This is a genomic window from Pseudomonas sp. 05N431 (assembly GCF_056397005.1).
Genome location: NZ_JBFTMN010000004.1, coordinates 1 through 26,028, shown reverse-complemented (window position 1 = coordinate 26,028; position 26,028 = coordinate 1). Strand labels below are relative to the sequence as shown.

The window sequence follows — 26,028 nt, the reverse complement described above, 5'->3', positions numbered from 1 at the left end:
ACCTGAGCCAGAGATTTCTTGCCAGTTCGCCGCACAGCAACCGCTGATTTCAGGCCTTGAGCAGCATGTAACCGGCCACCATCAGGCACACACTGGCAAACCCCACTTGAAGTGCCCGGGCCGGAACCCGGGCGCACAGTCGCCGCCCTACGACCATCCCGGTGATGCTGGCGGCGATAAAAGCCGCGCCCTGAGCATCGATGGTCACCCCGGCATGAAAGGCGCCGATCACTCCGGTTGCCGAGATCAAACTGATCACCATCAAAGAGGTGGCGATGATGCCGCGCATCTGTACGTCGGTCAGTTGCTTGAATGCCGGCACGATCAGGAAACCGCCACCGACCCCGAGCAAGCCTGAAACCACCCCGGTCACCGCCCCCAATGCAGCCAGGGTTGCGGTGCATTTGGCGGTCCAGGAAAAGCGTCCGGTCTGTTGATCGAGCATGCAGTTCTTCTGACCCCAGTTGGCGTGGCCGTGATCGCTCGGCCCCGCTTGCGGCTTTTCTCGCCGCAGCATCCGCCAGGCGATAATGATCATCAGCAGACTGAACAGGATCATCAGGACTTTTTCCGGCAACTGATGGGCGAAGTAGATACCCACCGGCGAGAACACCGCCCCCAGCAATGCGATCAACAACGCCGCACGGTAGCGCACCAACCCATGGCGCAAGCCGTCGATGGCTCCGACCGCCGCGGCACTGCCCACCGCAAATAACGCCACCGGCGCCGCCTGGGTCATGCTCCAACCCAGCCCGAGCACCAGGGCCGGAACTGCAAGAATGCCCCCGCCGGCCCCGGTCAGCCCCAGGACCAGGCCCATTACCACACCAAACAATGTCGCCAGCAGCATAGGGTTTTCTCAATCGACCTTGGACACACGTGTCAGCCACTCACGACCTTTGAGCATGCCGTTCCAGTAAAACCACGGCAGCAGCGTCGCCTTGAGAAACCATGCCGAACGCCGCGCCACAGTCGGGTCGAGGGGAAAGGTCGGCAGCAGCTTACCGGCATAGCCGAACTCGGCGAGTATCACCTTGCCCTTCTGCACCGTCAGCGGACAGGAGCCATATCCGTCGTACTTCAGCGGCAAGGGTTGCTGCTTGCGCAAGGCCAGCAAGTTCTCCGCGACCACGACGATTTGCTTGCGCACGGCGGCGGCGGTCTTGGCGTTGCTGGTGGAGCAGACATCGCCGAGGGCGAACACGTCCGGATAACGCACATGCTGCAAACGGTGGGCGTCCACTTCACACCAGCCAGCGGCATCGGCGAGCAAACTCTGACGGATGAAGTCCGGCGACACCTGCGGTGGCACCACGTGCAACAGATCGAATTTTTTCGCTTGCAGCGTGACCGTTCCGGCGGCGTCCTTGACCTCGAACCAGGCGGTTTGCGCCGGCCCGTCGACCTTCACCAGGTTGGAGTTGAACGCGAGCCGGGCACGGTATTTCTCGATGTACTTCATCAGCGGCGCAACGAAGGTCGCCACGCCGAACAACGCGGCGCCGGCCAGATTGAACTCGACATCGAGGTTCTTCAGCACACCCTGTCGGAGCCAGTGATCACACGACAAGTACAGCGCCTTTTGCGGCGCCCCGGCGCATTTGATCGGGACCGCCGGCTGGGTAAAGATCGCCTTGCCACCGCGCAGCCCCTTGACCAGTTGCCAAGTGTAGGCTGCATGCTGATAACTGTAGTTGGACGTCACACCGTGCTGCCCAAGGGCTTCTTGCAGACCTTCGATTTTCTCCCAGGCCAGTCGTAGGCCCGGGCACACGATCAGGTTTTGATAGGAAACGCTGCGCCCATCATCAAGCGTCAGCAGACGGTTTTCGGGGTCGACGTTGCTGACCGCAGCCTGCACCCATTGAGCCTGTCGCGGCATCACCGCAGCCATTGGCCGCACAGTGTTCTTGAGCTCATGGGCACCACCGCCGACCAACGTCCAGGCCGGCTGGTAATAGTGCTGGGCGCTGGGCTCGATGACGGTGATGTTCAAGCGCGGATCGCGCTTGAGCAGGCTGGCGACCAGGCCGATACCCGCGGTACCGCCGCCTATCACCACGATGTCGGCACTGATGGTCTGGCCCCAGTGTTGATCCTTCATAAGTTATTGCCTCTATGGCTACACGCAAGGGTCGTTGCCCGAAAAGGCTCACGCCCAGCTTTTTATCACCGCGCCGCAATACAGGCCCGAGAGTGTTTTCATTACCTGAATCACTTCGTGACTGGCCAGGCCGTAGAAAATGTACTTGCCTTCACGCCGGGTGCTCACCAGCCCTTCATCGCGCAAAATGCCCAACTGCTGGGACAACGTCGGCTGACGCACGCCGGTCATGGTTTCCAATTCGCCGACGTTGCGCTCGCCCTGGGTCAACTGGCAGAGGATCAGCAGACGGTCCTCATTGGCCAATGCCTTGAGCAGCGTGCAGGCCTTGGAGGCCGAGGCACGCAATTGCGCTACTTCACCTTCACTCAGGCTGGATTGCATTTGCAGATAACCTTAGTCGTCACTTAAGCTGCGGACATTATGTTTAAACATAAAGTGTTGCAAGCCTTTGTGTCTTTCCGCCACCCAGCCAGGACCCGCCGCCATGCCAGCGTTGATCCAAGCCTTCCTTGACGACGCATCAAAGACCTACACCTATGTGATCTATGAACACGACGGCGGCCCGTGCGCCATTGTCGATTCAGTGCTCGATTACCACCCTGCGTCCGGTCGAACCGCCACCACACAGGCTGACCGGGTGATTGCCTTCGTTCGCGAGCACCAGTTGCAAACCCAATGGCTGCTGGAAACCCACGCCCACGCCGATCACCTGTCTGCCGCGCCTTACCTGCGCCGCGAGTTGGGTGGCAAGATCGCCATCGGCCAGGCCATCAGCCAGGTGCAAGACGTCTTCAAGAACCTGTTCAACCTTGAGCCGGCGTTTCGCAGCGACGGTTCGCAGTTCGACCATTTGTTTGCACCGGACGAGGAATTTGCCATCGGCAACCTCAAGGCCAAGGCGCTGCATGTCCCGGGACACACCCCGGCCGACATGGCCTATCTGATCGACGATGAATTGATTCTGGTGGGCGACACGCTGTTCATGCCCGACGTCGGCACCGCCCGCTGCGACTTCCCTGGCGGCAACGCCAATCAGCTGTTTGCCTCGATGCACAAACTGCTGGCCTTCCCCGCCGACACTCGTCTCTATGTCTGCCACGACTACCCGCCAGCCGGCCGCACTTCCCAGTGCATGACCACCGTTGGCGAGCAACGCAAAAACAATATTCATGTGCATGACGGCATCGACGAAACGGCGTTCGTCGAAATGCGCACCCGGCGCGATGGGGGCTTGTGTATGCCGACACTGATGCTGCCGGCGATTCAGGTGAATGTGCGGGCGGGGAATTTGCCGCCGGCTGAAGACAACGGCGTGGTCTACCTGAAGATCCCCATCAACCAGTTCTGACCCCAACACGTTGGGACCCCACACATTACTCGTAGCAGCTGGCGAGCCCCGCGAGGCTGCGTTCGGCGGCGCAGCCGTCGTAATCCGGCTGATACGGTCTGCCTGAAAGAACGCGGTGGCAGGTTTTGCGACGGCTGCGCCGCCGAACGCAGCCTCGCGGAGCTCGGCAGCTGCTACGGGTATGTGGGGAGATCTCAGTTGGCTAGGGTCAAACCATTGGCCGGCAATGGCAGCGCAGTTTTGTAGCGCACCTGCTTGAGCGCAAAACTTGAGCGGATGTTGGCGACGCCCGGGACTTTGGTCAGAAAGTCCATCATGAAGCGCTCCAGCGACTGAATGGTCGGCACCAGGACACGGATCAGATAGTCCGGGTCGCCGGCCATCAGGTAACACTCCATCACTTCCGGACGGTTGGCGATCGCGGCCTCGAATTGCGCCAGCGCCTCTTCCACCTGTTTCTCCAGGCTGACGTGGATGAACACGTTGACGTGCAGCCCCAGCAGGTCGGCATCCAGCAGCGTGACCTGCTCGCGAATCAGCCCTAATTCTTCCATCGCCTTGACCCGATTGAAGCACGGTGTCGGTGACAGATTCACCGAGCGTGCGAGGTCGGCGTTGGTGATGCGGGCGTTCTCCTGAAGGCTGTTGAGAATGCCGATGTCGGTACGGTCCAGTTTGCGCATGAGACAAAACAACCTGTTTTTTATGTTTATGCAGATTTTTTATCCTCAAATGGCTTCAACTGCAACGAAACAGAGATAAATATTCTTCTTGCCCCGGCCTATGATTGTTGTAGGACAAGATTTCTTCTACCCGAAGGATGACGGTCAGCTCACTACAAGAAATTCACAAGATCGAGCGTAGAAAGCCATGAATCAAGCGTACGAACCCCTGCGCCTGCACGTTCCCGAACCCTCGGGCCGCCCCGGCTGCAAAACCGACTTCTCCTATCTGCGCCTGACCGATGCCGGTACGGTGCGCAAACCCCCAATCGACGTAGAACCTGCCGACACCGCTGATCTGGCCAAGGGCCTGATTCGTGTGCTCGACGATCAGGGCAATGCCCTCGGTCCGTGGGCGGAAGGCGTGCCCGTGGAGATTTTGCGTAAAGGCATGCGCGCCATGCTCAAGACGCGGATTTTCGACAACCGCATGGTGGTCGCCCAACGTCAGAAAAAGATGTCGTTCTACATGCAGAGCCTTGGCGAAGAAGCCATCGGCAGCGCCCAGGCCCTGGCCCTGAATATCGACGACATGTGCTTCCCCACCTACCGTCAGCAAAGCATTCTGATGGCTCGCGAAGTGCCGCTGGTGGACCTGATCTGCCAACTGCTGTCCAACGAGCGCGATCCGCTCAAAGGCCGTCAGTTGCCGATCATGTACTCCGTTAAAGACGCCGGCTTCTTCACCATCTCCGGCAACCTTGCCACCCAGTTCGTGCAAGGCGTGGGCTGGGGCATGGCGTCGGCGATCAAGGGCGACACCAAAATCGCCTCGGCCTGGATCGGCGACGGCGCCACCGCCGAATCCGACTTTCACACCGCCCTCACCTTCGCTCACGTTTACCGGGCGCCAGTGATCCTCAACGTGGTCAACAACCAGTGGGCGATCTCGACGTTCCAGGCGATTGCCGGTGGTGAAGCCACCACCTTCGCCGGTCGCGGCGTCGGCTGCGGCATCGCCTCACTGCGGGTCGATGGCAACGATTTTGTCGCGGTGTATGCCGCCTCTGCCTGGGCCGCCGAACGCGCCCGCCGCAACCTCGGCCCGACCATGATCGAATGGGTCACCTACCGCGCCGGCCCGCACTCTACTTCTGATGATCCTTCCAAATACCGCCCTGCCGACGACTGGAGCCACTTCCCGTTGGGCGACCCGATTGCGCGCCTCAAGCAGCACCTGGTGAAAATCGGTCAGTGGTCCGAAGAGGAACACGTAGCCCTCAGCGCCGAACTCGAAGCCGAAATCATCGCTGCGCAAAAAGAAGCCGAACAGTACGGCACTCTGGCCGGTGGCCAGATTCCGAGCGCTGCGACCATGTTCGAAGACGTCTATAAAGAGATGCCGGAGCACTTGAAGCGCCAGCGTCAAGAGTTGGGGATCTGACATGAACGATCACAACAATAATATCGAGCTGGAAACCGCCATGACGACCACCACCATGACCATGATCCAGGCCCTGCGCTCGGCCATGGACGTGATGCTCGAACGTGACGACAACGTCGTGGTGTTCGGCCAGGACGTGGGTTACTTCGGCGGCGTATTCCGTTGCACCGAAGGCCTGCAGAGCAAATACGGCACCTCGCGGGTGTTCGATGCACCGATCTCCGAAAGCGGCATCGTCGGCGTCGCCGTTGGCATGGGCGCCTACGGTTTGCGGCCAGTGGCCGAGATCCAGTTCGCCGACTACGTCTACCCGGCCTCCGACCAGATCATTTCCGAAGCGGCACGCCTGCGCTATCGCTCGGCCGGCGAGTTCACCGCCCCGATGACCCTGCGCATGCCTTGCGGCGGTGGCATCTACGGCGGCCAGACCCACAGCCAGAGCATCGAGGCGATGTTCACCCAGGTCTGCGGTTTGCGCACGGTGATGCCGTCCAACCCTTACGACGCCAAAGGCCTGCTGATCGCCTCCATCGAGAACGATGACCCGGTGATCTTCCTTGAGCCAAAACGCCTGTACAACGGCCCGTTCGACGGCCATCACGACCGCCCGGTAACCCCGTGGTCGAAACACCCGGCCGCGCAAGTGCCGGACGGCTACTACACCGTTCCGCTGGACGTTGCCGCCATCACCCGTCCGGGCAAGGACGTGACCATCCTGACTTACGGCACCACCGTGTATGTCTCGCAAGTGGCCGCTGAAGAAACCGGCATCGATGCCGAAGTCATCGACCTGCGCAGCCTGTGGCCGCTGGACCTGGAAACCATCGTCAAGTCGGTGAAGAAAACCGGCCGTTGCGTGGTCGTCCACGAAGCCACCCGCACCTGCGGCTTTGGCGCCGAATTGGTGTCACTGGTGCAAGAGCATTGCTTCCACCACCTGGAAGCGCCAATCGAGCGTGTGACCGGTTGGGACACCCCCTACCCGCATGCGCAAGAGTGGGCGTATTTCCCTGGTCCGTCCCGTGTGGGCGCGGCTTTGAAACGGGTCATGGAGGTCTGAATGGGCACGCACGTTATTAAAATGCCGGACATTGGCGAAGGCATTGCAGAAGTTGAACTGTCGGTATGGCACGTCAAGGTTGGCGACATGGTCGTCGAAGATCAGGTGCTGGCCGATGTGATGACCGACAAGGCGATGGTCGACATTCCGTCTCCGGTGCATGGCAAGGTGATCTCCCTGGGCGGTGTGCCAGGTGAAGTCATGGCCGTGGGCAGCATTCTGATCAGCATCGAAGTGGAAGGCGAAGGCAACGTCAAAGCGTCGTCTCAGCCAGCACCGGTTGCGCAAGCACCGAAGCCTGCGCCGGTTGCCGCACCGAAAGTCGAACCCGTGGTTGAAAGCAAACCCGCTGCACCGGTTCGCCCAGTTGCGCCGCAAGGCCCGATGGTCGCTCGCGAAGCCGATGAACGTCCGCTGGCCTCCCCGGCCGTACGCAAACACGCGCTGGACCTCGGTATTCAACTGCGCCTGGTCCGTGGCACCGGCCCTGCCGGGCGGATTCTGCACGAAGACCTCGAGGCCTATCTGGCGCAAGGTCAGTCGAATGCATCGAGCACTGTGGCCGCTTACGCCGAACGCAACGACGAGCAGCAGATCCCGGTGATCGGCATGCGTCGCAAGATCGCCCAGCGTATGCAGGATGCGACTCAGCGTGCTGCACACTTCAGCTACGTCGAAGAAATCGACGTGACTGCGGTGGAAGAACTGCGCGCCCATCTGAATGAAAAGCACGGCGCGACTCGCGGCAAGCTGACCTTGCTGCCGTTCCTGGTGCGCGCCATGGTCGTCGCCCTGCGCGACTTCCCGCAGATCAACGCCCGTTACGACGACGAAGCCCAGGTCATCACCCGCCTCGGTGCGGTGCATGTCGGCGTCGCAACCCAAAGCGACATTGGCTTGATGGTGCCCGTGGTACGTCACGCCGAGGCTCGCAGCCTGTGGGACAGCGCCGCGGAGATCTCCCGTCTGGCCACGGCTGCGCGCAATGGCAAAGCCAGCCGCGATGAACTGTCCGGCTCGACCATCACCCTGACCAGCCTCGGCGCCTTGGGCGGCATCGTCAGCACCCCGGTGCTCAACCTGCCCGAAGTGGCGATCGTCGGCGTCAACAAGATCGTCGAACGACCGATGGTGATCAAAGGCCAGATCGTGATTCGCAAGATGATGAACCTCTCCAGCTCCTTCGATCACCGGGTGGTCGATGGCATGGACGCGGCGCAATTCATCCAGGCCATTCGTGGCTTGCTCGAACAACCCGCAACCCTGTTTGTGGAGTAGTAAGGCATGCAACAGACTCTGAACACCACGCTGCTGATCATCGGCGGCGGTCCTGGCGGTTATGTGGCGGCGATTCGCGCAGGCCAGTTGGGCATCAGCACCATTCTGGTCGAAGGCCAGGCGCTCGGCGGCACCTGCCTGAACATCGGCTGCATTCCGTCGAAAGCGCTGATCCATGTGGCCGAGCAGTTCCATCAGACCCAGCACCACAGCCAGCATTCGGCCCTCGGGATCAACGTCTCGGCGCCGACCCTGGACATCGGTAAAAGCGTCGAGTGGAAGGACGGCATCGTTGATCGCCTGACCACCGGCGTCGCGGCGCTGCTGAAAAAGCACAAGGTCCAGGTCATTCAAGGCTGGGCCAAGGTGATCGACGGCAAGACCGTCGAAGTCGGTGACACCCGTATCCAGTGCGAGCACCTGCTGCTGGCCACCGGTTCGAAAAGCGTCAACCTGCCGATGCTGCCGATTGGCGGGCCGATCATCTCTTCCACCGAAGCCCTGGCGCCGAAAAGCGTACCAAAACGGCTGATCGTGGTCGGTGGCGGCTACATCGGGCTTGAACTCGGTATTGCCTACCGCAAGCTCGGCGCCGAAGTCAGCGTGGTCGAGGCGCAGGATCGGATTCTGCCGGCCTACGACGCCGAACTGACCCAGCCGGTGAACGAAGCGCTCAAGCAACTCGGCGTGAAGCTTTACTTGAAGCACAGCGTTGAAGGCTTTGATTCACAAGCCAATACCTTGCAAGTGCGCGACCCGAACGGTGAAATCCTGAACCTGGCCACCGATCAGGTGCTGGTGGCGGTTGGACGCAAGCCCAACACCCAGGGCTGGAACCTTGAAGCGTTGAACCTGGACATGAACGGTTCGGCGATCAAGATCGACAACCGCTGCGCGACCAGCATGCGCAACGTCTGGGCCATCGGCGACCTGAGCGGCGAGCCGATGCTCGCCCACCGCGCCATGGCGCAGGGTGAAATGGTCGCCGAGCTGATCTCGGGCAAACACCGCGAGTTCAACCCCACCGCCATCGCCGCCGTGTGCTTCACCGACCCGGAACTGGTGGTAGTCGGTAAAACCCCGGACGAAGCCAAGGCCGCTGGCCTGGATTGCATCGTGTCGAACTTCCCGTTCGCCGCCAACGGCCGGGCGATGACCCTGGAGTCTAAAAGCGGCTTCGTACGGGTGGTCGCGCGGCGTGACAATCATCTGATTGTCGGTTGGCAAGCGGTGGGTGTCGGGGTGTCCGAGTTGTCGACGGCATTCGGCCAGTCCCTGGAAATGGGCGCACGCCTGGAAGACATCGCCGGCACCATCCACGCGCACCCGACGTTGGGTGAAGCGGTGCAGGAAGCGGCATTGCGAGCATTGGGGCACGCGTTGCACCTGTAACAGTCTCACACCGATCGTTCCCACGCTCTGCGTGGGAATGCAGCCCGGGACGCTCTGCGTCCCTAAAGCGGACGCGGAGCGTCCGTTGAGGCATTCCCACGCGGAGCGTGGGAACGATCACAGACCGAAATCCGGGCTGCGATTTCGGTCCGGAATGAAGTATTGTTGTCCCCATCCAGAAAAACGTCAGAAGCCTTGAACCGTTCAGGCGATTGTTAAGAGATAGAGGGTGTCATGGGTAACGAAAGCATCAATTGGGACAAGCTGGGCTTTGACTACATCAAGACAGACAAGCGTTATCTGTCGTACTGGCGCAACGGTTCCTGGGACAAGGGCACCCTGACTGAAGACAACGTGCTGCACATCAGCGAAGGCTCGACCGCCCTGCACTACGGCCAGCAATGCTTCGAAGGCATGAAGGCCTATCGTTGCAAGGACGGCTCGATCAACCTGTTCCGCCCGGACCAGAACGCCCTGCGCATGCAGCGCAGCTGCGCTCGCCTGCTGATGCCACCAGTGGCAACCGAAGACTTCATCGAAGCCTGCAAGGCCGTGGTCCGTGCCAACGAGCGTTTCATTCCGCCGTACGGTACTGGCGGCGCGCTGTACCTGCGTCCGTTCGTGATCGGCGTGGGTGACAACATCGGCGTGCGTACTGCTCCCGAGTTCCTCTTCTCGATCTTCTGCATCCCGGTCGGCGCCTACTTCAAGGGCGGCCTGACCCCGCACAACTTCCTGATCTCCAGCTACGACCGCGCTGCGCCACAAGGCACCGGCGCCGCCAAGGTCGGTGGCAACTACGCTGCCAGCCTGATGCCCGGTTCCGAGGCCAAGAAGGCGCACTTCGCCGACTGCATCTACCTGGACCCAATGACCCATACGAAAATCGAAGAAGTCGGCTCGGCCAACTTCTTTGGTATCACCCACGACAACAAATTCGTCACGCCGAAATCCCCTTCGGTGTTGCCAGGCATCACCCGCCTGTCGTTGATCGAGCTGGCAAAATCGCGTCTGGGTATGGAAGTCGTTGAAGGTGACGTGTTCATCGACAAGATCAGCGACTTCAAGGAAGCCGGCGCCTGCGGTACTGCTGCGGTGATCACGCCAATCGGCGGCATCGAATACAACGGCAAACTGCATGTGTTCCACAGCGAAACCGAAGTCGGCCCGGTCACCCAGAAGCTCTACAAAGAGCTGACCGGTGTGCAGACCGGCGACATCGAAGCGCCAGAGGGCTGGATCGTCAAGGTCTGATCCAGCGCTTGCGGCACTGAAAAGCCCACCCATCGCTTACGCGGTGGGTGGGTTTTTTATTAGCCGGCATCTACGTCGAGCCGGGCAAACAGCCATTCCAGAAACACCTGGGTCTGCTCTGTCACGTCCGGCGCAACACCGTAGTAATAACGCGGTAACGGCATGCGCAGTTCGGGTAATGGGCAAATCAGCCGGCCACTCGACAGGTCATCGCCCAGCAAGGAGGCCGGACACAAGGCAATGCCTTGTCCTTCCACAGCAGCCTGAAGCACCGGTTGCATGTGATCGAACTGCAGCGTCATCTGAGTCGCTGACTGCGTTTCGCCGAACAGCAGGGCCCAGTTGTGCCAGTCCTCGCGGCGGGTCTTGGCGGTCAGCAACGTATGTCGGCTGAGGGCGCTCAAATCGTCGAGCGGCAGACGCTTGATCAGCGAAGGCGCCGCGACCAGCAGCAATTCGTCTTCAAACAGTACCTGAGCGTGAATGTCCGGCGCCCAGCCGTCGCGACCCCGTCGAATAACGACGTCGAACCCGTCTCGTGCGTGATCGGGCGCCAGCGTGGACGTGACCACTTCAGGTTTGATCTCCGGGTGCAGCGCCATGAAATCCGCCAGCCTGGGTGTCAGCCAGCGCTGGGCAAAGGTCGGACGGACGTTGATCTTCACGGTACGCAACGAGGCGTGTTGCTTGAGCGCAGCGGCGGCATTGGCAATCTGTGACAGGCCCGCGCTGACCTGTTCATAGAAGCTCTGTCCAGCCGGGGTCAGCACCGATTGCCGGATACGCCGCTCGAACAGCAGCACGCCGAGGTGCTCCTCAAGCCGTTTGATATGCCGACTGACAGCACTGTGGCTGACATGCAGTTCCTCGGCCGCGAGGCTGAAGCTCTGATGACGAGCGGCGGCCGCGAAAGCGCGAACCGCATTCAAGGGAGGTAATTGATTAATCATGCGTCTAATTTAGTCACATATGCCGTGCAATTAAAGCGTTTGTCACGCCTTCATCGTCACGCCAATCTGCGGGCATGCAGCCAATGCCACCTGATGGAGTGAGAGATGAATAGCTACGGATTGTTTTTACTGTTCGCCGCCCTGACCATTCTGAGTCCCGGGCCCGGCGTGGTGCTCACGCTGACCAACGCCCTGCGTCATGGCTGGACCGGCGCGCTGCCGGGTATCCTCGGCATCGCTCTGGGGGCCTTTGTCGTCGCCGGGATCAGCGCGACCAGCGTGGGCCTGATACTCGCGACCTCCGCGAGCGCATTCACCGTGCTGAAATATGCCGGTGCGGCGTACCTCTTGTACCTGGGTTACAAAAGCTGGCGCACTGATCGTTTCATCCCAGAGCGTGAAGTGAACTCGTCGGGTCCAGGGTATCGCTTCGTCGAGGCGGCATCGCTTCAGCTGTTGAACCCAAAAGCCGTGTTCTTCTTTCTCGCGGTGTTCCCGCAGTTCATCGACACCTCGGCGCACTACTACAGCCAGTTTTTTACCCTGGTTAGTTCCTACAGCGTGCTGGTGATCCTGATCCACGGCAGCTATGCCCTGCTCGCCAATGCGGCCAAAGGCTGGCTGTCGAGTCAAAAAGGTTCCTGGCTGGCGGCGAAGGTGTCAGGCGTTACATTCGCCAGCTTCGGCGTGCTAATGGCCTCGGCCAGCCGATAGCGAATACCGCCGTTATGGCGAAGGGCTGACCACCGGGCGACTGCCTGCCTCAGTGGCACCCTGCAGGTTCACCTTCGCCAGCGTCGGCAGTTCAATCGCGAATCTGGTCGTGATCTCTTTACGCCCGATCGCCGTCAACGCCAGCGCTCGACTGTCCAGATCCTGTGTCAGCCATTTGCGTTTGATCGCCGTTTGCAGCAACGCCGCGCCCAGTGAGCCGCCGAGATGCGGGCGACGCATGCTCCAGTCGAGACAAGGGCAGGCAAAACGTCGACGCAGACTGCTCAAGGACTTCACGTCGATGCCCAGCCCTTCGAAAAACCGCTCACCGGTTTCACTTAGCGCGTGCTGCTGATCACCCTGCTCCGACATTGCCAACCAACCCGCTTCCAGCATCCGGTCATGCAGCAACACTGCCAAGGTGCCGGCCATATGGTCGTAGCAAGTGCGAGCAAATTGCAGGCGATCCGGGGTTCGGGGAGTAAAGGTTGGCGCGGCGTTTTGGCCGATCACCATCAGCGCTTCCAGGGCCTGGGCGACCCGTTGGTCCGCCAGGCTGTAATAACGATGACGGCCCTGAACATGCAGCCGCACCAAGGCAAGTTCCTTGAGTTTCGCCAGATGGGCGCTGGCGGTGGAGGCACTGACGTCGGCGATCACTGCCAGCTCAGTACTGGTGCGCGCGTGGCCGTCCATCAGTGAGCAAAGGATTTTCGTTCGGGCCGGCTCGGCAATGGCTGCCGCCACTTGCGAGACGCCGATGTCGTGCTGCTCTACGTTCATATTTCGCTCCCTGACGAATCATCGCCCTGCCTGACTGGAGATAGTAGCAACACTTTCCCCCCACGAATAAGGCAGCGTTTCATGGACCCGATCATCGCCGCGACACATACCGACCCCTACCCTTATTACGCCAGCCTGCGCGCCGACGGCGGACTTTCATTTCATCAAGGACTGAGTCTGTGGGTGGCCAGCAGCGCCCAGGCCGTTGCCGCCGTGCTGGCTCATCCTGACTGCAAGGTCCGGCCGGCCCACGAACCGGTGCCCAACGCCATTGCGCACGGCGCGGCTGGCAAGGTGTTTGGTCATTTGATGCGAATGAACGATGGCGAACGCCAGCGCTGCCCGAGGTCGGCCATACAGCCGGGACTTGAAGTGATCGACATCGATGAAGTCAGCGTACTGGTCTGCGCCCGGTTGATCAGCCCATCTGCTGACGGACTGCACAAGGCCATGTTCATGGGCCCGGTATGCGTGGTCGCTGCGTTGCTCGGCTTTACGCCAGCCGAAGCTCGAACCCTCAGTAAACTGACGGCTGATTTCGTCGCGTGCCTGTCGCCCCTGAGCAACCCGGCCCAGCTGGACACGGCCCATGCGGCGGCGGAACAGTTGAACGGTTACTTCGTAGAACGCCTCAGCGCGCAGGATCACCAAAGCCCTCTACTTGAAGGGATTCGTCAACGTCTGGCAGACCCCGACACCCTGCTCGCCAACCTGATTGGCCTGCTTTCCCAGACCTATGAGGCCACCGCCGGGTTGATCGGCAACGCCGTGCTGGCATTGATCGGCAATCCGCAACTCAAGGCTGAAATGCAGCGCGACCCGGCGCGGGTCAAAGATCTGTTGGCGGAAGTCCAGCGCCATGACCCTTCGGTGCAGAACACCCGTCGTTTCGTCAGCGCGCCTTGTGAGATCGACGGCGTGAGTCTCAAACCTGGCGATGTCATTCTGGTGCTGCTGGCCTCGGCCAACCGCGACCCACAGTTCAATGACAACCCGGACTCCTTGATCCTCGACCGCCCAACCCGCCGCAGCTTCACCTTCGGCACCGGCCGTCATCAATGCCCCGGCCAGACACTGGCCTTGAGTATCGCCAGCGCCACACTCAGCGAAATCCTGACGCACAACGGCTTGCTGGATCAGCTTGCCTGGGAGTACCGCCCGTCACTGAACGGGCGGATTCCGGTGTTTCGCGAGCGGTAGGAGGTTTAGTGATGATCGCAAGCGATTGCTCAAGCGTTGCGATATTCAACCGTCAGGTGTGACAGCTCATGGACCGGGGCCAGCCGTTCGCGGATGGCATCGGCTGTGACGGCTGCCGAGGTCACGACGCTGACAATCGCTGCCCGGGCTTGCGGGCCTACGCGCCAGACATGCAGGTCGGTGATGCTGACATCGCCGGTCGATTCAAGCAGCTCACGAACTTCGGCGGCAACGTGTTCATCGGTCGTGTCCAGCAGCACTGCGGCGCTGTCTCGCATCAAGCCATAGGCCCAATTGGCGATGACGATTGCGCCGACGATACCCATCACCGGGTCCAGCCAGACCCAACCTAGATAGCGACCGGCCAACAACGCAGCGATTGCCAGCACGGAAGTCATCGCGTCGGCCAGCACATGAACATAGGCCGAACGCAGATTGTTGTCGTGATGATGGCCATGATCATGACCGTGACCGTGACCGTGACCGTGACCGTGACCGTGGTCATGATGCGCAGAGTTACCGGCCAGTAAAAGCGCGCTGACGATGTTCACGGCCAACCCCAGCACGGCGATCAGTGTCGCTTCGGTGAAGGCCACGGTGGTCGGTTGAAACAGCCGCATGACGGACTCTACGCCAATGGCGATCGAGACCAGCCCCAGCACCATGGCCGAAGCGAAGCCCGCCAGGTCCCCTACTTTGCCGGTACCAAAACTGTAGCGCGCATTGCCGGCGTTGCGTCTGGCAAACCCGTAGGCGATTGCGGTAATACCCAGCGCACCGACATGGGTTGCCATATGGAAACCGTCCGCCAACAGCGCCATTGAACCGGTGATGTAACCAGCGGCAATCTCGCCAACCATCATGACGAACGTCAGCGCAACGACCCACAGCGTGCGTCTGGCATTCTCATCGTGGGTGGCTCCCAGAAACATGTGATCGTGGGAATAACGTGAAACCTGAGGTGAACTGCTCATGAGTTGCATGACCTTCAATTTGAATAACGACGAATCGCTTGCAGCAACTCTTCAAGCCCTTCGGCGCGTTCTTGATCGCTGAGCTCGGGGCTGGCCACGTGTTCACGGGCGTGGGCTTCGATGAACTGGTCCATCAGACCGTTGACCGCACCACGGATCGCCGCGACCAGATGCAGGGTTTTGGCGCAGTCGGCCTCCGACTCCAATGCCCGCTCGACGGCTTGAACCTGGCCGGCAATCCGACGAACCCGCTTCAGCAGATCGTCTTTGTGTTCATGAATGTGCGACATACCCATACCCCCTATACCTATCTGCGGAAAGGATAGTCGTCGATCACGTCAATATTGGCAACCCTGCATTCACCCAATGGTCATTGAGCACTCCGCGAAACGGCGCTAGAACAAGGCGCTCAGATCAACTGCCTCAGCCATCGCCTGATTTCCGACATCCCCCGGATGCAGGTGATCACCGGAGTCGTACGCTGGCAGAAAACGCGTCGGATGCTGTGGGTCGCGCATGATCCGGTCGAAGTCGATCACCGCATCGAACGCCTCACTGCTGCGAATCCACTGGTTGAGCGCCTGGCGCAGTTGGTCTTTCTCGGCGCTGTAGTAGTGCACGATCGGCGTGCCCTGAAGCGCATCTTCAAACGGCATCAAGGTCGTGCCAATGATGCGCACCTTATGCTCCCGCGCTTGGGCGATCAGGTGCTGATAACCGGCGATCAACGTGTCCAGCGTTGGCATCGGCGCATGGGGCGCGAAGGTGCTGCCCGGCCAGGCGATGTCGTTGATCCCCAGCATCAGCACTACGCTGCTGACGCCAGGCTGGCGCAACACGTCGCGCTCGAAGCGCTTGGCCGCACTGACGCCCATGCCGTCGTCGAGTAGCCGCGCGCCGGAGATCCCGGCGTTGAGCACGGCGACCGACTGGGTGCTCAAGCGTTGCGCTAGAAAATCGGTCCAGCGTCGATTGCCGTTCAGCGTCGAGCCACGACCGTCAGTGATCGAGTCCCCCAGCACCACCACGCCACGGGTTTCGGGGGCAGCGTCGACCAGTACTTCACTGAGAAACAACCGTGCTTCGACCTCGCTGTTACCGTCCACATGTGTAGCCTGGGTCTGATTGCCCTGGCTGATAAAAGCTGTTTGCTTGCCGTCCCAATGGAAGGTGGTCAGCGGTGTGCGTTGCGGCAGGTACAGCGAGACCAGCAGCTCTGCGAGGGCCGGGACGTGAAGGTCTATCGGGTCGCTGGTGCGTTTCTCGCCGGGGGCGATGCGCACTTGCGTCTGGCCATTGAAGGTCAGCGATTGTCCGGTCTCGCCCTCCTCGACCCGCTTCAGCCGTGCAGCGCCGATCACCAGCGGCTGCTGACCGTACTCGTTGGAAATCACCACGCGCACCCGTTCGCCCGCGCTGCTGATCCGTAGCCGCTGATGCACCGTGCTATCGGTGAGGGTTTCGGGAATGCGCGTGGGCAATGGCAGTTCCTGCCCCCAGATCGGCTGAGGGCTGGCGGTCCAGGTGCTGACCCAATGCTCCTGGGCATTGACCGGCGCTATGGCGAACAAGGCGCTCAGCGACAGAATGACGGGTAATGCGCGGTGAAGGTTTTTCATACTGAATCTCCTGGAGGACGTGTTTCGAGGAGAGCAGCGTGCTCCATTCATAAAAGACGTGGTAGAAGGTTAAATCGTATACGGCCCATTCCAGAATTGAATGTCATGAATGACCTGAAAGCCATGCGGTGCTTTGTCCGTGCACTAGAGCTTGGCAGTCTGTCCGCTGCCGCTCGTGAGCTTGCGACTACTCAACCCAGTGTCAGCAAGCTGATCGCCGCGCTGGAAAAACAACTGGGTGCGCGCCTGCTGACCCGTGGCACCAGCGGATTGACGCCGACGGAGCCGGGCAAACGCTTCTACGAACGCACGAAACGCATTCTTGAGGAGTACGACGAAGCGCTCGCCGACGTCAGAGGCCTGACTGAACGCCCCCAAGGATTGCTGCGCATCAACGCGCCGGTCAGCCTCGGCGTGTTGCGCCTGAATGCCTTGCTGCTGGAATTCATGGCGCAGTACCCGGAGATCGAGGTCGAGCTGATCCTCAATGACCGCTTTGTCGACCTGACCGAAGAAAACGTCGACCTGGCCCTGCGCCTGGGAGGCGCACTGCCGCCGAATGTCATTGCCCGTCGTGTCGCCACATCGCCACGAATTCTGGTGGCGGCGCCTGCTTACCTGCACAAACATCCGCCATTGAAGCACCCGTCGGATCTGGCCCGGCACAACTTCCTGCGTTTCGCCTGGCTGACCAGCGGCGATCAATTGGAGCTGAGCGGCCCCGACGGTGAACGCGCATCCGTCATTGCTCAAGGACGCTATCGAGCCAACAGTTCATTGGCGATTCGTGACGGTCTGCTGCTGGGCGCAGGACTGTGCATCACGCCAGCCTGGCTGGTCAGCGACTTGCTGGAAAACGGCCAACTGGTACGCGTGCTGCCGCAGTGGAACGGCCCGGCCAACGAAGCGTTCCTGCTCTACCCCGAACGCCGCTACCGACCGTTGCGTGCGCGGTTGCTCACCGAGTTTCTCAGCGAGCGAATCAGCCAGTTGCCGGGGTTCGAGGCGTAACAGCGGTCAGTCGTCGCGCGTCAGCACTTCGAGCAATTCAATCTCGAAAACCAGGTTGGAGTTGGGCGGGATGGCGCCCATCGAGCGCTCGCCATACGCCAGGTGCGCCGGCACCAGCAATTTGCGCTTGCCGCCAACCTTCATGCCCATCAAGCCCTGATCCCAGCCCTTGATTACACGACCGGTGCCGATCACGCATTGAAAGGGTTTGCCGCGCTCCCAGGAAGAATCGAACGGCGTACCGTCCTCCAGAAAACCGCGGTACTGGGTGGTAATCAAGGCGCCTTTGACGGCGGCTTTGCCGTCGCCCAGTTCAAGGTCGATGACCTGCAATTCTTCGTTCATTACTGCTCTCACGTTAGCGATGACTCTAAACACGGCCCGCGTTTTCTCAGATTTCGCCTTGCAGGGCAATCCTGTTGAAGACGCTGGTGCGGGCAGCGGCTCAACGCTCAATCGGCATGATCGCCAGAATCTGCCCGTTGCCGGTATGCACCAGCATGTATTTGTCGTTGACTTGCACCCACTGGCTCTGGCTTTGCGGGGTGTTCAAGCCGCGTCTTTTCCAGTCGACCAGGGCTTTTTCGCTTCGGGTGTAGACATCCGGCGCCTGGTCGCCGACGTGCAGGTTGCGGGCATTGATTGGCGCCGACTGGACGACGGTTTGCAGAGTATCGGCGGCCAGGACCGTTGGGCAGACAACCGCAAGACTCACAAGCACCGCCATGGCAGCCAGACTTCTTTGACGTAGCATCGGTATTCCTCCAGTGAATTCGTGGCGCCCGCTCTGGGACCGCGTTTGCGTCCAGCCATTCGAAACGCTCACACCTCACTGTAGCGATGATTCTGTGATTGATCCCACCGCAGTGATAATCCATACGCATCAATGGATGTTAAATATGCACTTATCATATCGATCGACCTGCCCCAGTATCCGGCCTTAATAAGATCCATGCGCCACGTTGCGCATGTCATAAAAGCGCGGGAGACACAACATGCAGACTACAACCCATCCGCCAGCGACATCCGCTCGCAGCAAGGTCAGTGCAATTTTCCGGGTCACCTCGGGCAACTTCCTGGAACAGTTCGACTTCTTCCTCTTCGGTTTCTACGCCACCTATATTGCGGCGGCGTTCTTCCCTGCCAGCAGCGAATTCGCCTCGCTGATGATGACCTTCGCGGTGTTTGGCGCGGGGTTCTTGATGCGTCCTTTGGGCGCGGTGATTCTCGGTGCGTACATCGATGATGTCGGCCGCCGCAAAGGCTTGATCGTCACCCTGTCGATCATGGCCAGCGGCACGATTCTGATTGTGCTGGTGCCCGGCTACGAGACCATCGGCCTGTTTGCCCCGGCGCTGGTGTTGATCGGTCGCCTGCTTCAAGGCTTCTCCGCTGGCGCGGAACTCGGTGGCGTGTCGGTGTACCTGGCGGAAATCGCCACGCCAGGCCGCAAGGGCTTTTTCACCAGTTGGCAGTCGGCCAGCCAGCAAGTGGCGATCGTCGTTGCTGCGGCGCTGGGCTACGCGCTGAACCAATGGATGCCGGCGACAGTGATTGCCGACTGGGGCTGGCGCATTCCGTTTTTCGTCGGTTGCATGATCGTGCCGTTCATTTTCCTGCTGCGGCGCAGCCTTGAAGAAACCGCAGAGTTCACCGCCCGCCGCCACCGCCCAAGCATGCGTCAGGTGTTCGGCACCTTGCTGCAAAACTGGCAGATCGTGATCGCCGGGATGCTGATGGTGGCGCTGACCACCACCGCGTTTTACCTGATCACCGTGTACGCGCCGACCTTCGGCAAAACCGTGCTGCACCTGAGCACTTCCGATGCGCTGCTGGTGACCTTGCTGGTCGGCGTGTCGAACTTCTGCTGGCTGCCACTGGGCGGCGCACTCTCGGACCGCATCGGTCGGCGTCCGGTGCTGGTGGCGATGACCCTGCTGACCTTGGCTACGGCCTACCCGGCATTGACGTATCTGGTCCAGGCACCGAGCTTCATCAACATGCTGTTGGTGCTGCTGTGGTTGTCGTTCATCTACGGGTTGTACAACGGCGCCATGGTTGCAGCGCTGACCGAAATCATGCCGGTGGAAGTTCGCGTGGCCGGTTTCTCCCTGGCCTACAGCCTGGCGACCGCGGTGTTCGGCGGCTTCACCCCGGCGATTTCGACCTTCCTGATTCAGTACTCCGGTGACAAGGCCGCCCCTGGTTACTGGATGAGTTTCGCCGCGCTGTGTGCGTTGTGCGCAACGCTGTACCTGTACCGGCGCTCGACCGGTCGTTTACAAGCCGCCTTGCAATAAGCCCCCTGACAGAGAGGTATCGATGAAAAAATTACTGAACCTTGCGGCGCTGACCCTGATCGGCGCCCTTGGTCTGAGCAGCGTTGCCCAGGCCGAAGAGCTGCACGTGATGACCTCCGGTGGCTTCACGGCCGCCTACAAAGTGCTCGGTCCGAAGTTCGCCGCCGCCACCGGCAACACGCTCGATACGGCGCTCGGCCCATCAATGGGCAAGGCGCCTGAAGCGATCCCCAACCGGTTGGCACGTGGCGAGCACGCCGATGTGGTGATCATGGTCGGCTACGCCCTGGATGAGTTGATCAAGCAAGGCAAGGTCTTGCCCGGGTCACGGGTTGAACTGGCCGATTCGAGGATTGGTCTGGTGGTGCGCGAGGGGGCGGCGAAGCCCGACATCAGCTCGGTCGAGGCGCTGAAGGCGACATTGCTCAATGCCAAGTCCGTGGCCTATTCCGACAGCGCCAGCGGCGTGTACATCCAGGACCAGATGTTCAAGCGCCTGGGTATCGAGCCGCAGCTCAAAGCCAAATCGACCATGGTGCCGAAAATTCCGGTGGCTTCGGTGGTTGCCACGGGCGACTACCAATTGGGCTTTCAACAGGTCAGTGAATTGCTCCCGGTGCCTGGCGTGACCTTCGTTGGCAAGATCCCGGAATCCGTGCAGTCAGTGACACGCTTCGCCGCCGGCATCCCGGTTGGTGCGCAACATCCGGTGCAAGCCAAGGCCTTGCTCGACTACCTCGCCTCCCCGGCCGCCCAGCCAGATGTCAAGGCAACCGGACTGGACTCGGTCAGCCGATAAGCCTGGCGCCGGCCTCAGCCGATCCAGGCTGAGGCCGGCTTGACCTTCATTTCAATAATCAGCCGTTCCAGCTCCAACGCCGCAGGCGTCAGCGTCCGCCCCCTGCGCTTGAGCAGGCCGACGCTTCGCATCACTTGCGGATCAGTCAGCGGTACGTGAGTCAGAATCGGGTGGTCACTGCCGGGCATCGCCATCAACGGCACCGCAGCAATACCCAGCCCGGCTTCAACCAGGCCGATCATGGTCGTGACGTGTCGGGTTTCGCAGATGCTCTGACGCGCCGGAACAATCCCGCTCAACGCCTGATCCAGCAGGAAGCGATTGCCCGACGTCTTGTCGAGGGAGATGTAATCCTGCTGGTACAGCTCGCTCCAGCTCACACTGGCACGGTTGGCCAAGGCGTGATCACGCCGGCAAGCGACCACATAACGTTCCTGCACCAGCGGTTCGAACTCGACATCGGCCTCCAGCGTGCCCATGAAACTCAAGCCGAAATCCGCCTCGCCATTGACCACCGCACTCAACACGTCATGGGCGCTGGAGTCGAGCACCTTGACCTTGATTCGCGGAAATCGCTGATGGTATTGGGCAACCACCTGCGGCATGAAGTAGTAAGCCGCCGACGGCACGCAGGCCACAGTAACGTAGCCCAAACGGGTCGACGCCACGTCGCTGATCCCCAGCAACGCCACATCCAGGTCATCCAGCAACCGGTCGACACTCGGCGCAAACGCTCGCCCTGCCTGGGTCAGGCTAACGCGGCGAGTGGTGCGTTCGAACAGTTTGACCCCCAGCGCATCTTCGAGTTTTTCAATCCGTCGACTGAGTGCCGGCTGGGAGATGCGCACCGCGTCGGCGGCCTTGCGAAAGCTGCCCTGCTCGACCACGGCGCGAAAGGCCTGCAAGTCATTCAGGTCGAAGTTGATGGCCATGAAGCGCACTCAGCGGCAAACGAATTGATCAGCTTATCCTATGAATGTAACAAACTGATGCAAAATGTAACGCGAAAATCCGCAATAGACGGCACTCATGACTGACTGACGCCGGCCCAGCCTTTATCCTTGTCGCCTTTCCAACCCATGATTGTCCGCAATTTTTGTCGTTCGACGTTTTCCCAGGAGTAAGCCATGCCCCATGAAGGCAACCTGTTGCAAGCCGCTGTAGTCTTTCTGTTCGCGGCGGTGCTCACCGTGCCTTTGGCCAAACGCCTGCAACTGGGCGCGGTGTTGGGCTATCTGCTGGCCGGCGTCATCATCGGGCCGTCGGTGCTGGGATTGATCGGCAACCCGCAAAGCGTCAGCCATATCTCCGAGCTCGGCGTGGTCTTGCTGCTGTTCATCATTGGCCTTGAGCTGTCTCCGCGACGGTTGTGGGTGATGCGCAAAGCGGTGTTTGGCGTCGGTCTGGCGCAAGTGCTGCTGACCGGTTCGGTGATCGGTGTTCTGGCGTTCTACGTGTTCGGCCAGGCGCTCAACAGTGCGATCGTGCTCGGCCTGGGATTGGCGTTGTCGTCCACCGCCTTCGGGCTGCAAAGCCTGGCTGAACGCAAGGAGCTGACCAGCCCGCACGGGCGGCTGGCGTTTGCGATTCTGCTGTTTCAGGACATCGCCGCGATCCCGCTGATCGCCATGGTGCCGCTGCTCGCCGGCGGTGATCACAGCACGTCCGCCGCTGACAATTTGAACCATGTCCTGCGGGTGCTGGGCAGCATCGCAGTGGTAGTGATCGGCGGGCGTTACCTGTTGCGGCCGGTGTTTCGCGTGGTCGCCAAAACCGGCCTGCCGGAAGTCTCGACCGCCACTGCGCTGCTAGTGGTGATCGGCACCGCGTGGCTGATGGACCTGGTCGGCGTGTCGATGGCCCTCGGCGCATTCCTCGCCGGCCTGCTGCTGGCGGATTCGGAATATCGCCATGAACTGGAAGCGCAGATTGAACCGTTCAAGGGCCTGCTGCTGGGGCTGTTTTTCATCAGTGTCGGCATGGGCGCCAACATCAGCCTGCTGTTCAGCGCCCCGGCAACGGTGCTGGGCCTGACCCTGCTGCTGATCATGCTGAAGCTGCCCATGCTGTTTGTCGTCGGGCGACTGGCCGGCGGTTTGAATCGGCTGAGTGCGTTGCGCTTGGGCATCGTGCTGGCGGCGGGCGGTGAATTTGCGTTCGTGGTGTTCAAGATCGGCCGCGATCAAGGCCTGTTCGACCCACAGATGTACGACCTTCAGGTGCTGACCATCACCCTGTCGATGGCCGTGACCCCGCTGTTGCTGCTGATGTGCGGCCGACTGGTGAAATCGAAAGTCCAGCCCGTCGCCGTGCCGCCGCACTTGCGCGAAATCGACACCGACGCCCCCCGCGTGGTGATCGCCGGCATGGGCCGTATGGGACAAATCGTTGCGCGGATTCTACGGGCGCAAAAAATCCAGTTCGTGGCCCTCGATACGTCGGTGGAAACCATCGAGCTGTCGCGCAGTTTTGGCGGTGTGCCGGTGTTCTATGGCGATCCGATGCGCCCGGAAATACTCCACGCGGCCAAGGTCGGGCAGGCGGAATTCTTTGTGATTGCCACCGATGACCCGGACACCAACATCAAGACCGCCGAACTGGTGCGCAAGCTCTACCCGCACATGAAAATCATCGCCCGTGCGCGTAACCGTCAGCACGTGCACCGCCTGGTCGACCTCGGCGCCGAGGCTATCCGGGAGACCTATTATTCCAGCCTGGAAATGAGTCGCCGGACCCTGCTCGGTCTAGGCCTGAGCCAGACCCAGGCCGACGCCCGCATCGAGCGTTTCAAGCATCACGACGAACAAGTGCTCGAAGCCCAGCACGCGATCTACGACGATGCCGCGAAAGTCATGCAGAGCGCCCAGGAAGCCCGAGCCGAACTGGCGCGGTTGTTCGAGGCGGATCGGATTGAGGAAGAGACGGGGCAGCATTGAGGAGCTCATCGCGGCATAGGTATCTACGCAACTTTGAAGTACGGTGAAGGACTATGTCCGTAGCAGCTGCCGAGCCTGCGAGGCTGCGTTCGGCTGCAAAGCAGTCGTTAAATCAGGCAACGCGTTCTTCCAGGTAAAACGTCGAGCCAGGATTTGCGAGGACTTCGTCCTCGAACGCAGCCTCGCAGGCTCGGCAGCTGCTACGGAAGTAGGAACACAATGATGTATAGATAGTTATGCCCATCGCGATCTATCCGATAAACGATTTTTCAAAGGAATCCTTGATGAGCACCGTTGAACAATCCTCCCCCGCCCTGAAGGAAATCTTCAACGCCGAGCGCTTGCAACACATCGCCACCGAAATGCGGGCGGTGTACCCCGCGTTCAACGCCAGGGCGTTCCTGAAACTGGCCAATGAAGGTTTGGCCGAGTTGTCAGTGATGCAGCGCATGGCACGGGTCGGTGAGTGCCTGCACGCGGTGTTACCGCTGAGCTATGAGCAGACACTGGAGATCCTGCGCCCGCTCGCACCACGCTTGAACAGCGGCTTCGTCAGCATGTTCCTGCCTCAGTACGTCGCCACTTATGGTGCCCACGCGTTTGAGCTGTCGATGGACGCGCTCAAGTACTTCACCACGTTCGGATCCTCGGAGTTCGCGATCCGGCATTTCTTGCGCAGCGACTTCGAACGCTCACTGGCACTGATGCACGACTGGTCGCTGGACGACAACGAACACGTCCGCCGTCTGGCCAGCGAAGGCAGTCGCCCGCGTCTGCCGTGGTCGTTTCGCCTCGAACCGGTACAAGCAAACCCGACGCTGGCAGCAGCAATCCTCGACAACCTCAAGGCCGACAGCAGCCTTTACGTGCGCAAGTCGGTGGCCAATCACCTCAACGACATCACCAAGGACCACCCCGAGTGGGTGCTGAGCCTGATCGAAGGCTGGTCGCTGGAAGACCCGCGCACCGCGTGGATCGCCAAACACGCCCTGCGCAGCCTGATCAAACAGGGCAACCAACGGGCACTGGCTATTTTCGGCGCTGGCGGCAAACCCGAGGTCCAGATCCATAACCTCAAGGTTGAACCGGCGGTGATCAGTCTCGGCGAGACCATAAAGCTCTCGTTCGACCTTCATTCAACCGCCAGTGACAACCAGCAACTGGTGGTCGATTACGCCATCGACTACGTCAAGGCCTCAGGCGCAACCTCGGCGAAAGTCTTCAAACTCAAGGGCCTCACCCTGCCCGCCCACGCCCGCCAAACTCTCAGACGCACCCAGCAGATCCGCGAGCTGACCACCCGCAAACATTACGCGGGCACGCATGCGGTACACATCATGGTCAATGGCGAGCGACTGGGAAGCACCGCGTTTGAAATCAATCCGTGACCCAGAGCAGGCGCGCGCCTGGCCCTTGCCAGCGATGGCATTGGTAAAATCGCTATCGCCAGAAAGCTGCGCTCTCGCAGTTTTGATTGGCGTACATCTGTGAGTGATTGGTCGACTGTCAGGTCGCCATCGCGAGCAGGCTCGCTCCCACAATGGATTGGCGTACATCTGCAAGAGATAGGTCGGCTGTCAGGCCGCCTTCGCAGGCAAGCCAGCTCCCACAGTTTTGATTGGTGTACATCTGCAAGAGATTGGTCGGCTGTCAGGCCGCCTTCGCAGGCAAGCCAGCTCCCACACTTTTGATTGGTGTACATCCGCAAGAGATTGGTCGGCTCTCAGGTCGCCATCGCAGGCAAGCCAGCTCCCACAGTTTTGATTGGCGTACATCTGCAAGAGATTGGTCGGCTGTCAGGCCGCCTTCGCAGGCAAGCCAGCTCCCACACTTTTGATTGGTGTACATCTGCAAGAGATAGGTCGGCTGTCAGGCCGCCTTCGCAGGCAAGCCAGCACACAGTTTTGATTGGCGTACATCTGCAAGAGATTGGTCGGCTGTCAGGCCGCCATCGCGAGCAGGCTCGCTCCCACATTTAGTCCGCATACGTCTGCAAAAACAGGCCCCACCACCACTCAACAGGCCGAGCGTTAGCTCGCCTGCAGCTCTTGATCTTGATCCACCCGCCCCTATCGGGAGGCCGAGTGGAGGTGTTCATCAGGGGGTGGGCGCGCAGCGCCGTACGGCGCAGCCGGACACATCGAGAGGAGGTCGTCGCGCAGCAGACCGTAGGCGATGCCCCCTGATGGACACCGGA

Annotated in this window: 25 protein-coding genes; 13 read left to right on the top strand and 12 right to left on the bottom strand. The window is 60.6% G+C overall.

Annotated elements, in window-relative coordinates; genetic code table 11:
- Window positions 1-49 precede the first annotated feature (49 nt).
- The 3 genes from AC1DIG_RS07785 to AC1DIG_RS07775 are packed head-to-tail and all read right to left on the bottom strand — an operon-like array spanning window position 50 to window position 2,488.
- Window positions 50-850: a sulfite exporter TauE/SafE family protein gene (locus tag AC1DIG_RS07785; protein WP_477766815.1), complete on the bottom strand. Its 801-nt coding sequence runs from the start codon at window positions 848-850 to the stop codon at window positions 50-52.
- A gap of 9 nt (window positions 851-859) precedes the next feature.
- Window positions 860-2,104, bottom strand: a complete 1,245-nt coding sequence (locus AC1DIG_RS07780) for an NAD(P)/FAD-dependent oxidoreductase (protein ID WP_477766814.1) — start codon at window positions 2,102-2,104, stop codon at window positions 860-862.
- 48 nt (window positions 2,105-2,152) lie between these two features.
- The gene (locus AC1DIG_RS07775) at window positions 2,153-2,488 is read right to left on the bottom strand and encodes an ArsR/SmtB family transcription factor (RefSeq protein WP_477766813.1); all 336 of its coding nucleotides are present in this window, start codon (window positions 2,486-2,488) and stop codon (window positions 2,153-2,155) included.
- A 103-nt stretch (window positions 2,489-2,591) separates the two neighbouring features.
- Here AC1DIG_RS07775 and AC1DIG_RS07770 point away from each other — a divergent pair, with 103 nt between their 5' ends.
- The gene (locus tag AC1DIG_RS07770; protein ID WP_477766812.1) at window positions 2,592-3,455 is read left to right on the top strand and encodes an MBL fold metallo-hydrolase; all 864 of its coding nucleotides are present in this window, start codon (window positions 2,592-2,594) and stop codon (window positions 3,453-3,455) included.
- Between the two features lie 194 nt (window positions 3,456-3,649).
- Here AC1DIG_RS07770 and bkdR read toward each other — a convergent pair whose 3' ends face one another.
- Window positions 3,650-4,138: a Bkd operon transcriptional regulator BkdR gene (gene bkdR, locus AC1DIG_RS07765; RefSeq protein ID WP_019690099.1), complete on the bottom strand. Its 489-nt coding sequence runs from the start codon at window positions 4,136-4,138 to the stop codon at window positions 3,650-3,652.
- Window positions 4,139-4,325: 187 nt separating this feature from the next.
- Between bkdR and AC1DIG_RS07760 the strand changes: the two genes are divergently transcribed.
- The 5 genes from AC1DIG_RS07760 (at window position 4,326) to AC1DIG_RS07740 (ending at window position 10,545) form a co-directional block, all read left to right on the top strand.
- The gene (locus AC1DIG_RS07760) at window positions 4,326-5,561 is read left to right on the top strand and encodes a 3-methyl-2-oxobutanoate dehydrogenase (2-methylpropanoyl-transferring) subunit alpha (RefSeq protein ID WP_054597662.1); all 1,236 of its coding nucleotides are present in this window, start codon (window positions 4,326-4,328) and stop codon (window positions 5,559-5,561) included.
- Between the two features lies 1 nt (window position 5,562).
- Window positions 5,563-6,621, top strand: coding sequence for an alpha-ketoacid dehydrogenase subunit beta (locus AC1DIG_RS07755; RefSeq protein WP_216744083.1), 1,059 nt, complete (start codon window positions 5,563-5,565; stop codon window positions 6,619-6,621).
- The gene (locus tag AC1DIG_RS07750) at window positions 6,622-7,899 is read left to right on the top strand and encodes a dihydrolipoamide acetyltransferase family protein (protein ID WP_477766811.1); all 1,278 of its coding nucleotides are present in this window, start codon (window positions 6,622-6,624) and stop codon (window positions 7,897-7,899) included.
- Window positions 7,900-7,905: 6 nt separating this feature from the next.
- On the top strand, window positions 7,906-9,291 hold the full coding sequence (gene lpdA / locus AC1DIG_RS07745; protein ID WP_054597665.1) for a dihydrolipoyl dehydrogenase: 1,386 nt from the start codon (window positions 7,906-7,908) through the stop codon (window positions 9,289-9,291).
- A 234-nt stretch (window positions 9,292-9,525) separates the two neighbouring features.
- On the top strand, window positions 9,526-10,545 hold the full coding sequence (locus tag AC1DIG_RS07740) for a branched-chain amino acid aminotransferase (protein WP_477766810.1): 1,020 nt from the start codon (window positions 9,526-9,528) through the stop codon (window positions 10,543-10,545).
- A gap of 59 nt (window positions 10,546-10,604) precedes the next feature.
- Here AC1DIG_RS07740 and AC1DIG_RS07735 read toward each other — a convergent pair whose 3' ends face one another.
- Window positions 10,605-11,495 carry a LysR substrate-binding domain-containing protein gene (locus tag AC1DIG_RS07735; RefSeq protein WP_477766809.1) on the bottom strand — a complete coding sequence of 297 codons (891 nt, stop codon included), beginning with the start codon at window positions 11,493-11,495 and terminating at the stop codon, window positions 10,605-10,607.
- A gap of 105 nt (window positions 11,496-11,600) precedes the next feature.
- Between AC1DIG_RS07735 and AC1DIG_RS07730 the strand changes: the two genes are divergently transcribed.
- A complete protein-coding gene (locus tag AC1DIG_RS07730; RefSeq protein ID WP_477766808.1) occupies window positions 11,601-12,209 on the top strand; it encodes a LysE family translocator in 609 nt (202 codons plus the stop codon).
- Between the two features lie 12 nt (window positions 12,210-12,221).
- Here the strand turns inward: AC1DIG_RS07730 and AC1DIG_RS07725 are convergent, their stop codons facing one another.
- A complete protein-coding gene (locus AC1DIG_RS07725; RefSeq protein WP_477766807.1) occupies window positions 12,222-12,992 on the bottom strand; it encodes an ArsR/SmtB family transcription factor in 771 nt (256 codons plus the stop codon).
- Between the two features lie 81 nt (window positions 12,993-13,073).
- On the opposite strand from AC1DIG_RS07725, the gene AC1DIG_RS07720 reads away from it, so the two are divergent.
- Window positions 13,074-14,192 carry a cytochrome P450 gene (locus AC1DIG_RS07720; RefSeq protein ID WP_477766806.1) on the top strand — a complete coding sequence of 373 codons (1,119 nt, stop codon included), beginning with the start codon at window positions 13,074-13,076 and terminating at the stop codon, window positions 14,190-14,192.
- A gap of 29 nt (window positions 14,193-14,221) precedes the next feature.
- On the opposite strand, the gene dmeF is transcribed toward AC1DIG_RS07720, so the two are convergent.
- The 3 genes from dmeF to AC1DIG_RS07705 all read right to left on the bottom strand — a co-directional run bounded on the left by dmeF (window position 14,222) and on the right by AC1DIG_RS07705 (window position 16,785).
- Window positions 14,222-15,166 (bottom strand): CDF family Co(II)/Ni(II) efflux transporter DmeF, encoded by a 945-nt coding sequence (gene dmeF, locus AC1DIG_RS07715; RefSeq protein ID WP_477766805.1) that lies wholly within the window; start codon window positions 15,164-15,166, stop codon window positions 14,222-14,224.
- A 14-nt stretch (window positions 15,167-15,180) separates the two neighbouring features.
- Window positions 15,181-15,456 (bottom strand): metal/formaldehyde-sensitive transcriptional repressor, encoded by a 276-nt coding sequence (locus AC1DIG_RS07710; RefSeq protein ID WP_054598351.1) that lies wholly within the window; start codon window positions 15,454-15,456, stop codon window positions 15,181-15,183.
- 105 nt (window positions 15,457-15,561) lie between these two features.
- Window positions 15,562-16,785: an SGNH/GDSL hydrolase family protein gene (locus tag AC1DIG_RS07705; protein ID WP_477766804.1), complete on the bottom strand. Its 1,224-nt coding sequence runs from the start codon at window positions 16,783-16,785 to the stop codon at window positions 15,562-15,564.
- A 105-nt stretch (window positions 16,786-16,890) separates the two neighbouring features.
- On the opposite strand from AC1DIG_RS07705, the gene AC1DIG_RS07700 reads away from it, so the two are divergent.
- Entirely contained in the window at window positions 16,891-17,796 is a 906-nt protein-coding gene (locus tag AC1DIG_RS07700; RefSeq protein ID WP_477766803.1) for a LysR family transcriptional regulator, read from the top strand.
- Between the two features lie 6 nt (window positions 17,797-17,802).
- Here the strand turns inward: AC1DIG_RS07700 and AC1DIG_RS07695 are convergent, their stop codons facing one another.
- A complete protein-coding gene (locus tag AC1DIG_RS07695; RefSeq protein ID WP_054597673.1) occupies window positions 17,803-18,141 on the bottom strand; it encodes an FKBP-type peptidyl-prolyl cis-trans isomerase in 339 nt (112 codons plus the stop codon).
- 100 nt (window positions 18,142-18,241) lie between these two features.
- The gene (locus AC1DIG_RS07690; RefSeq protein ID WP_477766802.1) at window positions 18,242-18,550 is read right to left on the bottom strand and encodes an RcnB family protein; all 309 of its coding nucleotides are present in this window, start codon (window positions 18,548-18,550) and stop codon (window positions 18,242-18,244) included.
- Window positions 18,551-18,791: 241 nt separating this feature from the next.
- On the opposite strand from AC1DIG_RS07690, the gene tcuC reads away from it, so the two are divergent.
- Both tcuC and AC1DIG_RS07680 read left to right on the top strand, forming a co-directional pair.
- On the top strand, window positions 18,792-20,096 hold the full coding sequence (tcuC, locus tag AC1DIG_RS07685) for a tricarballylate/proton symporter TcuC (RefSeq protein WP_477766801.1): 1,305 nt from the start codon (window positions 18,792-18,794) through the stop codon (window positions 20,094-20,096).
- Between the two features lie 22 nt (window positions 20,097-20,118).
- Window positions 20,119-20,895, top strand: a complete 777-nt coding sequence (locus AC1DIG_RS07680; protein ID WP_477766800.1) for a substrate-binding domain-containing protein — start codon at window positions 20,119-20,121, stop codon at window positions 20,893-20,895.
- A 14-nt stretch (window positions 20,896-20,909) separates the two neighbouring features.
- On the opposite strand, the gene AC1DIG_RS07675 is transcribed toward AC1DIG_RS07680, so the two are convergent.
- Window positions 20,910-21,827: a LysR family transcriptional regulator gene (locus AC1DIG_RS07675; protein ID WP_477766799.1), complete on the bottom strand. Its 918-nt coding sequence runs from the start codon at window positions 21,825-21,827 to the stop codon at window positions 20,910-20,912.
- Between the two features lie 195 nt (window positions 21,828-22,022).
- Here AC1DIG_RS07675 and AC1DIG_RS07670 point away from each other — a divergent pair, with 195 nt between their 5' ends.
- Together AC1DIG_RS07670 and AC1DIG_RS07665 are read left to right on the top strand one after the other, a co-directional pair.
- Window positions 22,023-23,831 carry a monovalent cation:proton antiporter-2 (CPA2) family protein gene (locus tag AC1DIG_RS07670; protein ID WP_477766798.1) on the top strand — a complete coding sequence of 603 codons (1,809 nt, stop codon included), beginning with the start codon at window positions 22,023-22,025 and terminating at the stop codon, window positions 23,829-23,831.
- Between the two features lie 284 nt (window positions 23,832-24,115).
- On the top strand, window positions 24,116-25,219 hold the full coding sequence (locus tag AC1DIG_RS07665; RefSeq protein ID WP_477766797.1) for a DNA alkylation repair protein: 1,104 nt from the start codon (window positions 24,116-24,118) through the stop codon (window positions 25,217-25,219).
- Window positions 25,220-26,028 lie beyond the last annotated feature (809 nt).

Excerpts from the sequence above, each read along its gene's own strand:
- AC1DIG_RS07785 (WP_477766815.1), bottom strand. The coding sequence starts at position 850 with ATGCTGCTGGCGACATTGTTTGGTGTGGTAATGGGCCTGGTCCTGGGG.
- AC1DIG_RS07780 (WP_477766814.1), bottom strand. The coding sequence starts at position 2,104 with ATGAAGGATCAACACTGGGGCCAGACCATCAGTGCCGACATCGTGGTG.
- AC1DIG_RS07775 (WP_477766813.1), bottom strand. The coding sequence starts at position 2,488 with ATGCAATCCAGCCTGAGTGAAGGTGAAGTAGCGCAATTGCGTGCCTCG.
- AC1DIG_RS07770 (WP_477766812.1), top strand. The coding sequence starts at position 2,592 with ATGCCAGCGTTGATCCAAGCCTTCCTTGACGACGCATCAAAGACCTAC.
- bkdR (WP_019690099.1), bottom strand. The coding sequence starts at position 4,138 with ATGCGCAAACTGGACCGTACCGACATCGGCATTCTCAACAGCCTTCAG.
- AC1DIG_RS07760 (WP_054597662.1), top strand. The coding sequence starts at position 4,326 with ATGAATCAAGCGTACGAACCCCTGCGCCTGCACGTTCCCGAACCCTCG.
- AC1DIG_RS07755 (WP_216744083.1), top strand. The coding sequence starts at position 5,563 with ATGAACGATCACAACAATAATATCGAGCTGGAAACCGCCATGACGACC.
- AC1DIG_RS07750 (WP_477766811.1), top strand. The coding sequence starts at position 6,622 with ATGGGCACGCACGTTATTAAAATGCCGGACATTGGCGAAGGCATTGCA.
- lpdA (WP_054597665.1), top strand. The coding sequence starts at position 7,906 with ATGCAACAGACTCTGAACACCACGCTGCTGATCATCGGCGGCGGTCCT.
- AC1DIG_RS07740 (WP_477766810.1), top strand. The coding sequence starts at position 9,526 with ATGGGTAACGAAAGCATCAATTGGGACAAGCTGGGCTTTGACTACATC.
- AC1DIG_RS07735 (WP_477766809.1), bottom strand. The coding sequence starts at position 11,495 with ATGATTAATCAATTACCTCCCTTGAATGCGGTTCGCGCTTTCGCGGCC.
- AC1DIG_RS07730 (WP_477766808.1), top strand. The coding sequence starts at position 11,601 with ATGAATAGCTACGGATTGTTTTTACTGTTCGCCGCCCTGACCATTCTG.
- AC1DIG_RS07725 (WP_477766807.1), bottom strand. The coding sequence starts at position 12,992 with ATGAACGTAGAGCAGCACGACATCGGCGTCTCGCAAGTGGCGGCAGCC.
- AC1DIG_RS07720 (WP_477766806.1), top strand. The coding sequence starts at position 13,074 with ATGGACCCGATCATCGCCGCGACACATACCGACCCCTACCCTTATTAC.
- dmeF (WP_477766805.1), bottom strand. The coding sequence starts at position 15,166 with ATGAGCAGTTCACCTCAGGTTTCACGTTATTCCCACGATCACATGTTT.
- AC1DIG_RS07710 (WP_054598351.1), bottom strand. The coding sequence starts at position 15,456 with ATGTCGCACATTCATGAACACAAAGACGATCTGCTGAAGCGGGTTCGT.
- AC1DIG_RS07705 (WP_477766804.1), bottom strand. The coding sequence starts at position 16,785 with ATGAAAAACCTTCACCGCGCATTACCCGTCATTCTGTCGCTGAGCGCC.
- AC1DIG_RS07700 (WP_477766803.1), top strand. The coding sequence starts at position 16,891 with ATGAATGACCTGAAAGCCATGCGGTGCTTTGTCCGTGCACTAGAGCTT.
- AC1DIG_RS07695 (WP_054597673.1), bottom strand. The coding sequence starts at position 18,141 with ATGAACGAAGAATTGCAGGTCATCGACCTTGAACTGGGCGACGGCAAA.
- AC1DIG_RS07690 (WP_477766802.1), bottom strand. The coding sequence starts at position 18,550 with ATGCTACGTCAAAGAAGTCTGGCTGCCATGGCGGTGCTTGTGAGTCTT.
- tcuC (WP_477766801.1), top strand. The coding sequence starts at position 18,792 with ATGCAGACTACAACCCATCCGCCAGCGACATCCGCTCGCAGCAAGGTC.
- AC1DIG_RS07680 (WP_477766800.1), top strand. The coding sequence starts at position 20,119 with ATGAAAAAATTACTGAACCTTGCGGCGCTGACCCTGATCGGCGCCCTT.
- AC1DIG_RS07675 (WP_477766799.1), bottom strand. The coding sequence starts at position 21,827 with ATGGCCATCAACTTCGACCTGAATGACTTGCAGGCCTTTCGCGCCGTG.
- AC1DIG_RS07670 (WP_477766798.1), top strand. The coding sequence starts at position 22,023 with ATGCCCCATGAAGGCAACCTGTTGCAAGCCGCTGTAGTCTTTCTGTTC.
- AC1DIG_RS07665 (WP_477766797.1), top strand. The coding sequence starts at position 24,116 with ATGAGCACCGTTGAACAATCCTCCCCCGCCCTGAAGGAAATCTTCAAC.